Genomic DNA, 12,623 nt, shown 5'->3' with positions numbered 1-12,623 from the left:
ATGAAGCTCAAAAGGGTGTCTTTAGTTCTTGCCTCAGCCGCATTGATGACGACCGTATTTACGGCATGCCAAAGCAATGGCGGGCAGCCAGCGGGGGAAAATAACGCAGCAGGCGGTACCTCGCAGCAAAGCGGTCCGATCAGGATCGATTATTGGGGCGGTTGGACCGGTCCCGACCTAGAGACGATGAAGGGTCTGGTCGAAAAATTTAATGCTGAACAGAATAAAATTCATGTTGAATTTTCATCCATGCAATGGACTCCGCTGTTTACAAAATTTTTGACGGAGATGAGAGGCGGACATCCTCCGGATGTACTGGCTATGCACCCGTTCGAGCTCGGACAATTTGTGGAGATGGGCGTCTTGGATCCCAAGCCCGTGGAAACGGCGAAGCTGAACAAATCGGATTATTCGGAGTTCGCATGGGAAGGAACGTTCTATAAAGAGAAGCAATACGCCGTACCTTTGGATGTTCACATGCACGGTCTTTTCTATAACACGGAATTGTTAGCCAAAGCCGGAATTACGGCTCCGCCGAAAACAGGGGAAGAACTGATTGCCATCGGCCAGAAGCTGACCGTGGACAAAAACGGCAAGCATCCTAACGAAAGCGGTTTCGATGAAAATAATATTGTGCAGTACGGTTTGGGCTTTGGCATGAATCATCATTCTTTCTACCAGGTGTATGCTCTGATTAACCAACAGGGCGGCAACCCGTTTACGGAGAGCATGACGAAATTGGAGCTGGATGAACAGAAAGCCGCTAAAGCCTTCGGCTTCCTGCAGGATCTGATCTTCAAGCACAAAATCGTTCCGAAGGGGCAAAAGTCTCCTGTAGACGATTTCACTACGGGGAAAGTAGCGATGTTCATAGACGGTCCTTGGCAAATGCCTAAGCTGGAAGCCTCTAACATCAAATGGGGCAGCGCTCCGTATCCGCAAGTCTTCGAGAAACCGGCGGCGTGGGGGGCAGCAGAGATTCTGACCTTCCCGGTTAACGACAAAGCCGATCCAAGCCAAAAAGCAGCCGCTGTCGAATTCGTCCAGTGGTTGGATAAAAACATCAATGATTGGGCTAAATCGGGTCAGCTGCCTTCCAATAACAATGGAATGGAAGCGGCCAAGAAGCTCCCTGGAAGAGAGGCCTTCGTACAAAGCTTGGATCATTCGGTGCTCCTGCCGTCCCATCCTAAGGCAACCCAATTGTTCTCCAGCACGGCACCGAGCCCGATTTTGACTGCAGCTCAAGACGCCGTACTGAATAACAAAGATCCGCTTGAAATTGCGAGAAAGCTGCAAGCAGACATGAATGCCATTTTGGCTGACAGGTAAACCTGGTTACATGGATGCGGCCGGCAGTATGCCGGCTGTATCCCTTCTACGTAAGCTGATATTATTTGCGGAAGGGTTGTAGACTTTATGAGAAGACAAGGAAAGGTTGCCGCGTTGTTTTTATTGCCTTACTTGTTGATATTCGTTGTCTTTCGTTTCGGACCGAGCGTAGCCGGGCTGTTTGTCGGTTTTCTGAAATGGAATATCGTAGGCGACGCGACGTTTGCCGGTTTGGACAATTTCACGAAGCTTTTTCGTGACCCTATTTTTTATGTTGCTTTAAAGAACACCTTGTTTTTTTTGCTCATGACTTTGCCTCCGCTGGTGATCTTCAGTCTGCTGCTGGCCGTGCTGCTTAACCAAAAGCTGCGGTTCCGCAATGCCGTCAGAACCATATCCATTGTTCCGTATATTCTGATCCCGGCGGTGGTGGGAATTATCTGGAACTGGTTGTACGATAACAATTTCGGGATTTTGAATTATTATTTGAAATGGTTGGGCATGGCGCCGGTAGAATGGTTAACGAATGAAAAATATGCGCTTTTCTCCGTAGCGATTGTTACCGTATGGTCTTATCTCGGCTACAATATGATCTTGTACTTGGCGGGCCTGCAGGACATTTCAAAGGATTTGTATGAGGCATCCACCATTGACGGGGCCAACAAATACCAGACGTTTATGAAAATTACACTGCCGCTTTTAAAGCCGATTACCTCGATGATCATTACTTTAACGCTGATTAACACCATTCAAATCTTTGACCAGATTTTTGTCATGACCAACGGCGGACCTGGAACGGCAACGCTTACGCTTGTTCAGTATTTGTATGGAACCGCATTCCAGAACTATAACCTTGGCTACGGTTCCGCCATCGGCATCGCCATTCTTGCGATGTTGGTCCTGATGGTTCAATTGCAATCGAAATTGCTGAAGCTGGATGACTAGGAGTGAATGAAAGCATGAATGTAAAAAAGATTCCCGTATACATCATCATGTTGCTTGCCAGCGTCGTATTCTTGTTTCCTTTGCTCTGGTCATTGATCTCATCACTGAAGCCGGAAGCCAATATCGTAAGCTATCCTCCCAAATGGATACCCGATAAAATGACGCTGGATAATTATTTAATGGTATTGCAAAATTATCCTTATTTAAGCTGGATGAAGAACAGCGTATATATGACTGTCGCCTCTACGATATTTGTTCTGGTTTTGACCACACCGGCGGCGTATGCTTTCGGGCGGCTGCATTTCAGAGGCAAAAAAATTCTCTTTACCCTGGTCGTTTCGATGCTGCTCATTCCGATTCAAGCGTATATTGTTCCACTGTTTCTGCTTGTATCCAAGCTGGGTATTTTGAATACCTATTCTTCCATTATTCTGGTAGCCGGCGCAAACGTAACCAGCGTGTTTATTTTAACGAGCTTCTTCAAAAGCATCCCGAACGAGCTTGAAGAAGCGGCGCGCATCGACGGCTGTCAAGATTTCGGCATTTTTGCAAGAATCATGCTGCCGCTCTGTAAACCTGCCATATCTACGGTTACGATTCTGATGTTTATTACGAACTGGAATAACTTCCTGTGGCCGTTGATTGCCATCAGGGAAAACAGCCTGAAGCCGTTAACCGTCGGGATCGCCCAGTTTATGGGCGGCGCCAATTCCACCGCCCAGTTTCAATACGGTACTTCTCTTGCGGGAGCCTGCATGGCGATTATTCCTTCCGTCATCGTATTCCTGTCGCTGCAGCGGTACTTCGTAGAAGGCATATCCAATACCGGGATCAAGGGATAGAATCTTGAAAAGGAGGAATAGGGGATGTTCACATCCTTAGTCCATGAGCTCATTTTTGATCACGATCGTCCTTTTGTCAGCTGTCATGCCTCTCATTTGGCATTGCTTCCTAATGGAGACGTGCTGGCCGCATGGTTTGGCGGAAGCAGGGAAGGCGCTGACGATGTGGCCATCTGGTGCTCTCGCCGGCAGGGAGAAAGCTGGTCGGCTCCGTTTCAACTGGCCGATGAGGAAGGACTGCCTCATTGGAATCCTGTTTTTCACATGAAGGACAACGGGGAACTCATCCTTTTTTACAAAGTGGGACGGTTATTGAAAGACTGGTACACCCTGTTCAAGGTTTCTCAGGATCAAGGACGGACCTGGTCGGAGCCGGTTGAGCTGGTTGCGGGGGACCGGGGCGGCCGGGGGCCGGTCCGCAACAAGCTGATCGTATTGGCGGACGGAACATGGCTTGCGCCGGGGTCCACGGAAGACGGGATTTGGCAGGCTTTTGTCGACCGGTCTGAGGATCAGGGAGGCCATTGGACGAAGAGCGGCGGCATTCGGATACCGGATATCGATTACAGCAGCATCCAAGCCGTCACAGACAGCGATATTCCGGTTTCGGAGCAATCGTTTGCGGGCAGAGGCGTGATTCAGCCGGCGCTATGGGAGTCCGAACCGGGCAAAGTTCATATGCTGCTCCGCAGTACGGAAGGCTTTATTTATCGCAGTGATTCCGCAGATGGTGGACGAACCTGGTGCGATGCTTATCCCACTTCGCTGCCGAATAATAACAGTGGAATCGATCTAGTAAAGCTGGATAATGGGATGCTCGTATTGGTATGCAACCCGGTTGGGGTCAACTGGGGTCCGAGGACACCGCTTGTATTCATGGTATCTAAGGATAACGGCCGCTCCTGGAGCTGCGAATTCATTCTGGAAGATGAAGAGGGAGAATTTTCTTATCCTGCCATGATTGCGCAGGGGAACCATCTGTACCTGACGTACACTTGGAAAAGAGAAAGCATCGCATTCAGGAAAATATCGGTATCCTTATAGCAGCACACGTACAGATAACCTTCCTAAATATCGGACAGTGAGGGAGAAACCTATGAAGAAACAAATTTCCGCGGGCGTTTGGCCGACGATGGTCACCCCTTTTACAACATCCAACGAAATTGACTACCATGCTCTGGAACGGGCGATCGAATGGTATATCCAAAACGGGGTGGACGGTCTCTTTGCCGTTTGCCAATCCAGTGAAATGTTTTTTTTAAGCCTGGAGGAAAGAGTGAAGCTCGCGGCGTTCGTCAAAGAAAAGGCAGCGGGGCGCGTGCCTGTCATTGCTTCAGGCCATATTTCGGACCGTTACGAAGATCAGGTAACCGAACTCAACGCGATGGCTGCAACAGGCATTGATGCGCTGGTTTTGATTACGAATCGGCTGGCTCGGCAGGATGAATCAGACGAGGTCTGGAAAACCAATCTGGAAAAACTGCTGAACGAAATACCGGAGGATATCGCGCTTGGGTTTTATGAATGTCCTTTTCCGTACAAACGCCTGATTTCACCTGAATTGTTAAAATGGTGTGCGGATACGGGACGGTTCCTGTTCCTCAAAGATACCAGCTGCGATTTGGATAATATGAAAGCGAAAATGGAAGCCGTTCAAGGCACCGGCTTGAATATATACAACGCGAACTCGGCGACGCTGCTTGAAACCATGAAGCTCGGCATTACAGGCTACAGCGGTGTCATGGCCAATTTCCATCCGGATTTGTATGTTTGGTTGATGCGCAACTGGTCCGATAAACCGGAGGAAGCCGACGAACTGAGCAATTTTTTGAGCATCGCCTCTTTGATTGAAAAGCAGCTTTATCCGGTGAACGCCAAATACTATCTTATGCTGGAAGGCATCTTTACCAATTACAACTGCCGGTCTAAAAATCATCTGGAGTTCACGGCCACCAACCGGCTGGAAGTAGAACAGCTGTATCGGCTGACCAAAGCCTATGCCAAACCATCCGCTGCAGTAAAGCGGGCTGACGATGGGATATCCTTATGATGATTGGCGACATGCATAAGTATAATGAAGAAAAGCATTTATACCCCCCAGCGATTCAACAAGGGCTGGAACAGATTGTAAGCCGAAACCTTGCCGCACAGAAACCGGGGAGATATGAGCTCGACGGGCAAATGATGTATGCGTTGGTGCAGGAAATGTCAACGAAGCCTGCGGAGGAGCAGCGGGCGGAATCCCATATGACGTACGCAGATATCCAATTGTTAGTCAGCGGGGAAGAAAAAATCGGATTCAGCCGGTTATCGGCGGAACTGGAGATGGCGGACAACCAGCTTGCTGCACGTGATGTCGCTTATTACAAGTATAGTCATGATGAGTCCGAGATTGTGCTTAAGCCCGGCATGTTCGCCGTGTTTTTCCCGGAGGATGTTCACCGTCCGTGCTGTCATGTCAATGGGGAGAAGCATAGCATCAAAAAGATTGTGGTAAAGGTTCACAGGGATCTGTGGGGATGATATTGAACGCTACAAGCCAGCTGTTTAAGCTGGCTTTTTTGCTGCCGAACCGGCAGGTTAAACCGGTACGATGCGGTTGAAAAAAATGATAATACACCAGGCTCAACAGCCGGAAACCCTTGCTCCGGCGGCATGTTTACCTCTAAAGCGAAATGGTTGAAACAGTACTATTGCCAGTCATGATACCCGAACCTATGATATGAAATGTAAGCGCTATTACAAATGCGGACTTGCGTACTAATCCAGTCAGGAGGTCGTCGGATGAAGCAGGGATATGATGCACAGCCATCCATGATATTGGCCGACAGGGCCAAACGGTCGCCGCTTATGCGGGACATCATCAGAGACCGATGGCTGTATTTTCTTTTATTCCCGGGGGTGCTGTATTTTCTGGTATTTAAATATGTGCCGATGTGGGGCCTGATCATGGCGTTTCAGGACTACAAGCCTCATTTGGGCTTCCTGGGGAGCCCGTGGGTAGGACTGAAGCATTTCGAACGATTTTTCTCGGAACCGCAGTTTTGGATGCTGCTTCGAAATACGCTGCTGCTCGCGATTTACAATCTGGTGTTCTTTTTTCCGCTTCCGATTGTTTTGGCCCTGATGTTAAATGAGGTACGCAAGGAAATGTTTAAACGGTTTGCGCAGACGCTGCTGTATTTGCCGCACTTTGTTTCGTGGGTCGTTGCCGTAGGCATATTCTATGTGCTGTTTACAACAGAGGGCGGAATCATTAACGAGATGATCGCACAGATGGGTATGGAGAAAATACCGTTCCTGCTCAGCGAAGAATGGTTTCGGACGATGATCATCAGCCAATCCATTTGGAAAGAGGCAGGCTGGGGGACGATCATTTTTCTCGCCGCTCTCTCGGGAGTCGATCTGCAGCTGTACGAAGCGGCACGTATCGACGGAGCCGGCCGTTGGCGGCAGCTCTGGCATATTACGCTGCCCGCTATACGGAGTACCATCGTCATCTTGTTTATCCTGCGGCTGGGAAGCTTTTTGGATACCGGTTTTGAGCACATTTTCCTGATGCTGAATTCGATGAACCGGGAAGTTGGGGAAGTGTTCGACACCTATGTGTATGTGAAGGGCTTGACGCAGGCTCAGTACAGCTACAGTGCGGCTGTCGGTATGTTCAAATCGCTTGTCGGACTAGTGCTGGTGGTCGGGGCCAACTGGCTGGCGAAGAAATTCGGCGAAGAGGGCGTCTACTAAAACATCGGGGAGGCTCAATGCCATGGAAGACAAATCTTTAAGCAGCAGGGTATTCAATGCGGTGAACTATTCGCTCCTGTTTATCGTTTCTATCGCTGCCGTCATTCCGTTCGTTTATATTGTGGCCGTTTCATTTGCCGCACCGGAGGAGGTATCCAAGGGAGGGCTGCTGTTGTTTCCTTCCGAATTCACCTTGTCCGCCTATAAATACATATTTTCCACCGACACCATGGCTCGCAGCATTGTTGTATCGATTTATGTAGCCGTATTCGGAACGTTCATCAATCTGCTGTTCACTTCGTTTATGGCCTATCCGTTAGCTCGTACGACGTTGCGGGGACGCCGTCCGATTCTTTTGATGGTGCTGCTTACGATGCTGTTCAGCGGGGGCATGATTCCGACCTATTTCGTCGTCAGATCTTTAGGAATGATCGACACCTACTGGTCTCTTATGATCCCGACGGCTATCAGTGCGTTTAACTTAATCGTTCTCAAAAACTTTTTTCAACAGATTCCCGACGGCTTGGAAGACTCGGCGAAAATGGACGGCTGCAATGATTTGGGGATCTTGTTTCGGATCGTCATCCCCTTATCGATGCCGGCTATGGCGACCTTCGGATTATTTTATGCTGTGGGGCACTGGAATACGTTTTTTAATGCGGTCATGTATATCAACGATTCCGAGAAATGGCCGGTGCAAATCGTATTAAGGCAGATCGTTTTGATGTCCCAGGACCGCATTGGAGATTCCACTGCCCAGCAGGATCCGATGGATTATTTGCCGCAAACGGTACGGATGGCTTCTATTGTCGTCGCGACGTTTCCCATTGTCATGGTCTATCCGTTTTTGCAAAAGTATTTTGCCAAAGGCGTCCTGTTAGGCTCGGTCAAAGGATGATCTGAAAGATCTGCAGGTCTGACTCCGCAGAATGACTTCGATAAGAAGTTTTTCTTCTAAAAGTTATGCTACTTTATATCCGGGAGGGGTAAACATGGAAAGAAAACGTTGTGCAGCTTTGCTTTTGTCGTTGGCGTTAACCGCAGGAACGCTTGCAGCGTGCGCAGAAAAAAGTGAACCGCGGCAAGGGGCGGAAGGACAGCCCGACAGCACACCTCTTGAGGTGACCATCGCCACGCCGCAAGTAGGGGAAGCGCCCAAAAAAGACAGTGAAGTCGAGCTGGCTATCGAGAAATATACGAATGCCAAAGTAGACATTCAATGGATTCCGGCGGCTGCATTTGAAGATAAAAAGAATATTATGATTGCGTCTGACGAAATGCCGAAAGCGTTTAAATTGACGTATAACGCCACAACTCTCAATGCCATTCAATCCGGATTGTTTTGGGAGATCGGACCCTACTTAAATGAATACAAGAATTTATCGGATGCCAATCCGATGTATTACGACAATATCAAGGTGGAAGGAAAACTGTACGGATTGCCGTTGTACCGGGATATCGGACGAGCCGGAATCGTTTACCGGAAGGATTGGTTTGACGCCTTAGGCCTGAAACCGCCGGTAACGCTGGATGATTGGTATAACATTGCAAAAACGATTGCTGAAAAGGATCCTGACCAAAACGGTCAAAATGATACGTACGGTTTGTTTATGGACAGATCGTATAACGACACGGCCCTTAGCAGCAGCTTCTTGACTCGTCTCTCGGTTTCGCAAGGGGCTCCCAATAAATGGGGGATCGAAAACGGGAAAGTCGTAGCTGAATTTATGACGAAACCGTATCAGGATTCGATGAAGCTGCTCAGAAGATTGTATGCCGAAAAATTAATCAATCAGGATTTCTCCGTTGTTCAGACAGCGGATGCCGATAACAAATGGAATTCGGGAAAAGCCGGCATCCGTATTAATACGGTGGCTTCGGCGGCAGCCACCTCTTATGACAACGTGTCCAAATCCGTTCCGAATGCTGCCGTAGATATCGCGCCTTATATGGGGCCTTCCGGCAATCGCGTGCCTGCCGAGCCGGGGAACAACGGGTTTTTCGTATTCCCGAAATCCAGCGTAAAGGATGAAATGGAGTTGAAACGTCTGCTGGGCTTCTTCGATCAACTTCTGGAGCCGGAAATGTCCACGCTGCTGACCAGAGGATTTGAAGGGAAGCACTTTGAGAAGACGCCTGACGGCAAAGCCAAGTTTAAAGATTTGACACTGTTTAACCTCGAGGTGAAGCCGTACCGCGACAGCCTTCCGTCGTTTGAGGTTACAGGCACCGGTCTTCCATTGCAATTAAACGAACTGCAGGCCAAAGGCTGGAAGGTGGTTGCGGATAACCTGCAAAATGCGGTTCCGAATGTGGCGTTGACGCTTACATCGAAGACCTATATGGAAAAGGGCGCAGAGCTGGATACCCTGATTCGCGACGCCCAGACCAAATATATTATGGGCAAAATCGACGACGCCGGTTGGGAAGCTGAACTCGAACGATGGAAAAAAGCGGGCGGCGATCAGGTCATGGAAGAATTTACGGCGGAGTACGGCAAACAGAAAAAGTAGGAGAGCCCTTCATAAAGGGAGGAGGAATAAGATGGATTACGCAGCATTCGGCAAGAAGCTTGAAACGATTACGGCGATCCATATTACGCCTTTTGACGAGGAGACACGCCAAATCGACTGGGAAGGCTTGGAGGCCAACATTGAGTTTTTGATGGCCAACGGCACGGAAGTCATTGTCCCGTGCGGGAATACCGGCGAATTTTATGCGCTCACCCTCGAAGAAGCGAAGGCGGTCATGAAGCGTGTGATCGATACGGTAAACAAACGGGCAATCGTCATGGCAGGAATCGGGTATGCGGCGGATACGGCGGTCGAATTGGGCAGGTATGCCCAGGAAGCGGGCGCCGATTGCGTCATGATTCACCAGCCGGTTCATCCTTACATCACAACTCCCGGCGCGGTCTCTTATTACCGTAAGGTGATCGAAAGCCTTGATATCCCGTCGGTTCTTTATTTTAAGGATGCGCATCTTTCGGACGATATCCTATTGGAGCTGGCCCCATTGGACAAATGCGTCGGCGTGAAATACGCCATCAACGATTTACCGCGGTTTACCCGGACGGTTCGCCAGGTTTCGGCGAAGCACCATGTGACCTGGATTTGCGGCACGGCGGAGAAATGGGCGCCGTATTTCTACAACGCAGGCGCCAAAGGCTTTACCTCGGGATTAATCAACGTACACCCGGACCTGTCCAAAGGGATGCTGAAGGCTCTGCAAACCCATGATTGGGAAACCGTATGGAAGCTGTGGGAGGAGGCGTTGCCTTTTGAAAACTTGCGGGCTAAATATCATGCAGGAAACAACGTGGCTGTCGTGAAAGAAGCCATGGAACAGCGGGGACTTCGTGCGGGCATCACGCGCGAGCCTGTCGATCCGCTGAATGAAGCGGATAAGAAAGAAGTGACGGCCATCCTTCATCAATGGGGCCTGCTTCCTCTAGTAAAGGAGATCAAACGATGAACCATTTGGATTTGTTAAAGCTCACGGCAGCCCGCACACTGGATTTGACCTTTGAACACTCGGATCAGCCCGGAGGCATTCGCTGGCGCAGGTGGGATTGGTCCATCGGCGTCGCTTTTTATGGACTATGGAAAACGTATGAAATGACCAGGGATGAGGAGATTCCCATTAAGATGAAGCAGTGGATCGATCAGCGGATCGACGCCATTGAGAAAATATGCGTAAATTCGAATTCTCTTTTAATGACCATGTTAGAGCTGAACGAACGTGATCCGGATGAAAAATATGAAAAAGTGTTCCAGACGTTTGATCGCTATCTGATGATAGAGGGCCGACGTACCCCATCCGGCGCATTGGAGCATACGGTATTGGATAACAACTGGGCTCATCAGGTATGGGCGGACACGATATTTATGAGCTTGCTTTATTTGGCGCAGAGAGGACTGGCTTTGCGCAATGAAGAGTACAGGCGGGAAGCGTATAAGCAGCTTGACATTCATTGCAAGCTGTTGTTTGATCCGCAGGTGAATTTATTTGTGCATGGCTGGCACGACGTGGAGCGTAAACCGATCGGTGTGCATTGGGGGCGCGGTAATGCCTGGATGACGGCGGGGATTGTCGAACTGCTGGAGATCGCACCTGAAGATTTGCCCCAACGCCGGGAGCTGACGGATACCCTGCACAAGCAGCTGCAGGCTTTGTCCGGGCTGCAGGATCCGTCCGGATTATGGAGGACGGTATTGAATCACGAAGAAACCTATCTGGAGACCTCGGTAACGGCAGGGGTCGCATATGGCGTGATGAAGGGAATCCGGCTTGGCCTGATCGATCCGAAATTCCGTGGCATGGGCGAGCGGGCTTTATCGGCTGTGGCGGACAACATCGATCAAGAAGGCTATGTAACGGGAGGTTCTACGGGAACGCCGGTGAAAGCGAACGCTTTGGAATATAACCGCATTGCATTTGGTATTACCCCATTTACCCAAGGATTGGCTTTGCTGGCTTTATGCGAAGCCGTACGAGGAGAGTAGCCCATGAAAATTTCGGATATTAGGTTAACTGTCGTTGGAATGCCCAGACATACGGGCTTTGTCAGCAAGCATGTGATCGTCGAAATCGAAATGGACGAAGGTCTGACAGGAATTGGAGAGATGTCGGATTTTTCCCACCTGCCTCATTATTCACTCGATACTCGGGATATGAAGGCTGTATTGAAGTCCATATTAGTAGGTCAAAATCCGTTTGATATCACTTTGATCAATCAAGAGCTCCTTAGTCATTTCCCGGAAACGATGTTTTATTATGAGAAGGGCAATTTTATCCGCAACGGGGTTGACGCGGCATTGCATGATCTTTGCGCCAAAGCGCTTCAGATTTCCGTGGCCGATTTCATCGGCGGAAGAATGAAGGAAAAAATAAAAGTCTGCTATCCGATTTTCAGACACCGTTTCATGGAAGAGGTGGAAGAGAATCTGAAGGTGGTCCGCGAGCGGTTTCGGCAGGGCTTCGATGTGTTCCGGTTGTATGCCGGAAAAAATCTGGATGCGGATGAAGCGTTCCTCGATGGGGTAAGAACGGAATTCGGCTCGAAGGTTACCATCAAGTCGCTGGATTTTAGCCACCTCTTGGACTGGAAATCCGCTGTACAGGCGACACAACGTTTCTCGTCATATGATGTTCAGCTGATTGAAAGTCCTGCCGTACAGAACGATTTTGAAGGGCTGCGCCATTTCCGTATGAAAGTGGATCATCCGGTAAGCGAACACGTATGGAGCTATCGTCAGCAGTACGAAATGATCAAGCATGATTCGGTCGATATCTTTAATATTTCTCCCATCTTTATCGGCGGTCTAACGAACGCCAGGAAGGCGGCGGCGGCAGCGGAGGTTGCGGGGAAATCCTGCCTGATCGGCACGACGCAAGAGCTGTCGGTCGGAACGGCCGCCATGGCGCACTTAGGCAGCTCCCTGGCCAATTTAAATTATACATCGGATCCGATAGGCCCTGAGTTGTATGCAGGAGACATTGTTAAAAATCCGGTCATCTATGAGAACGGATATCTCCTTGTGCCCGGCCGTGAACGGCATGGTTTGGGGGTCGAATTGGATTGGGAACAAATAGAAAAATATAAAGCGGATGATTTAAGCTGGGGGAATGTTTCAGTTCACCAGCTCCAGGATCGAACCTCTCAAGCCAGGAAGTAGAAATAGACGGAAACCAAAACGATGGTGCGCGGGAAATCCGGCGCCATCGTTTTTATTGGTTGAAAACGCTTATAAAATTGAA

12 protein-coding genes are annotated in these 12,623 nt (G+C 49.4%); all 12 read left to right on the top strand.

Annotation, left to right across the window (positions count from 1 at the left end; genetic code table 11):
* The 12 genes from BLT35_RS03415 to BLT35_RS03360 all read left to right on the top strand — a co-directional run bounded on the left by BLT35_RS03415 (position 1) and on the right by BLT35_RS03360 (position 12,541).
* Positions 1-1,332, top strand: a complete 1,332-nt coding sequence (locus BLT35_RS03415; protein ID WP_062407432.1) for an ABC transporter substrate-binding protein — start codon at positions 1-3, stop codon at positions 1,330-1,332.
* Positions 1,333-1,419: 87 nt separating this feature from the next.
* Positions 1,420-2,277, top strand: a complete 858-nt coding sequence (locus tag BLT35_RS03410; protein ID WP_074727005.1) for a carbohydrate ABC transporter permease — start codon at positions 1,420-1,422, stop codon at positions 2,275-2,277.
* A gap of 14 nt (positions 2,278-2,291) precedes the next feature.
* Positions 2,292-3,119 (top strand): carbohydrate ABC transporter permease, encoded by an 828-nt coding sequence (locus tag BLT35_RS03405; RefSeq protein WP_062407436.1) that lies wholly within the window; start codon positions 2,292-2,294, stop codon positions 3,117-3,119.
* Between the two features lie 24 nt (positions 3,120-3,143).
* The gene (locus BLT35_RS03400) at positions 3,144-4,163 is read left to right on the top strand and encodes a sialidase family protein (protein ID WP_074727004.1); all 1,020 of its coding nucleotides are present in this window, start codon (positions 3,144-3,146) and stop codon (positions 4,161-4,163) included.
* Positions 4,164-4,215: 52 nt separating this feature from the next.
* Entirely contained in the window at positions 4,216-5,169 is a 954-nt protein-coding gene (locus BLT35_RS03395; protein WP_054818767.1) for a dihydrodipicolinate synthase family protein, read from the top strand.
* A gap of 11 nt (positions 5,170-5,180) precedes the next feature.
* Positions 5,181-5,642, top strand: a complete 462-nt coding sequence (locus tag BLT35_RS03390) for a NanQ anomerase/TabA/YiaL family protein (RefSeq protein WP_175471918.1) — start codon at positions 5,181-5,183, stop codon at positions 5,640-5,642.
* 291 nt (positions 5,643-5,933) lie between these two features.
* Positions 5,934-6,863, top strand: a complete 930-nt coding sequence (locus BLT35_RS03385) for an ABC transporter permease (protein ID WP_235594329.1) — start codon at positions 5,934-5,936, stop codon at positions 6,861-6,863.
* A gap of 22 nt (positions 6,864-6,885) precedes the next feature.
* The gene (locus tag BLT35_RS03380) at positions 6,886-7,761 is read left to right on the top strand and encodes a carbohydrate ABC transporter permease (protein WP_074727002.1); all 876 of its coding nucleotides are present in this window, start codon (positions 6,886-6,888) and stop codon (positions 7,759-7,761) included.
* 94 nt (positions 7,762-7,855) lie between these two features.
* Positions 7,856-9,376 (top strand): extracellular solute-binding protein, encoded by a 1,521-nt coding sequence (locus BLT35_RS03375; RefSeq protein WP_062407448.1) that lies wholly within the window; start codon positions 7,856-7,858, stop codon positions 9,374-9,376.
* Between the two features lie 31 nt (positions 9,377-9,407).
* A complete protein-coding gene (locus BLT35_RS03370) occupies positions 9,408-10,337 on the top strand; it encodes a dihydrodipicolinate synthase family protein (protein ID WP_074727001.1) in 930 nt (309 codons plus the stop codon).
* On the top strand, positions 10,334-11,368 hold the full coding sequence (locus tag BLT35_RS03365; protein WP_062407452.1) for a glycoside hydrolase family 88/105 protein: 1,035 nt from the start codon (positions 10,334-10,336) through the stop codon (positions 11,366-11,368). The genes BLT35_RS03370 and BLT35_RS03365 overlap by 4 nt, the downstream gene beginning before the upstream one ends.
* 3 nt (positions 11,369-11,371) lie before the next feature.
* Positions 11,372-12,541: a mandelate racemase/muconate lactonizing enzyme family protein gene (locus BLT35_RS03360; RefSeq protein WP_074727000.1), complete on the top strand. Its 1,170-nt coding sequence runs from the start codon at positions 11,372-11,374 to the stop codon at positions 12,539-12,541.
* The last annotated feature ends 82 nt before the right edge of the window (positions 12,542-12,623 follow it).

The sequence above is a fragment of the Paenibacillus naphthalenovorans genome (genome assembly GCF_900099895.1).
GTDB lineage: Bacteria > Bacillota > Bacilli > Paenibacillales > NBRC-103111 > Paenibacillus_G > Paenibacillus_G naphthalenovorans.
Note: the sequence above shows the minus strand (reverse complement) of the source record. Positions and strands in the feature narration are given on the sequence as shown.

Excerpts from the sequence above, each read along its gene's own strand:
- BLT35_RS03415 (WP_062407432.1), top strand. The coding sequence starts at position 1 with ATGAAGCTCAAAAGGGTGTCTTTAGTTCTTGCCTCAGCCGCATTGATG.
- BLT35_RS03410 (WP_074727005.1), top strand. The coding sequence starts at position 1,420 with ATGAGAAGACAAGGAAAGGTTGCCGCGTTGTTTTTATTGCCTTACTTG.
- BLT35_RS03405 (WP_062407436.1), top strand. The coding sequence starts at position 2,292 with ATGAATGTAAAAAAGATTCCCGTATACATCATCATGTTGCTTGCCAGC.
- BLT35_RS03400 (WP_074727004.1), top strand. The coding sequence starts at position 3,144 with ATGTTCACATCCTTAGTCCATGAGCTCATTTTTGATCACGATCGTCCT.
- BLT35_RS03395 (WP_054818767.1), top strand. The coding sequence starts at position 4,216 with ATGAAGAAACAAATTTCCGCGGGCGTTTGGCCGACGATGGTCACCCCT.
- BLT35_RS03390 (WP_175471918.1), top strand. The coding sequence starts at position 5,181 with ATGCATAAGTATAATGAAGAAAAGCATTTATACCCCCCAGCGATTCAA.
- BLT35_RS03385 (WP_235594329.1), top strand. The coding sequence starts at position 5,934 with ATGATATTGGCCGACAGGGCCAAACGGTCGCCGCTTATGCGGGACATC.
- BLT35_RS03380 (WP_074727002.1), top strand. The coding sequence starts at position 6,886 with ATGGAAGACAAATCTTTAAGCAGCAGGGTATTCAATGCGGTGAACTAT.
- BLT35_RS03375 (WP_062407448.1), top strand. The coding sequence starts at position 7,856 with ATGGAAAGAAAACGTTGTGCAGCTTTGCTTTTGTCGTTGGCGTTAACC.
- BLT35_RS03370 (WP_074727001.1), top strand. The coding sequence starts at position 9,408 with ATGGATTACGCAGCATTCGGCAAGAAGCTTGAAACGATTACGGCGATC.
- BLT35_RS03365 (WP_062407452.1), top strand. The coding sequence starts at position 10,334 with ATGAACCATTTGGATTTGTTAAAGCTCACGGCAGCCCGCACACTGGAT.
- BLT35_RS03360 (WP_074727000.1), top strand. The coding sequence starts at position 11,372 with ATGAAAATTTCGGATATTAGGTTAACTGTCGTTGGAATGCCCAGACAT.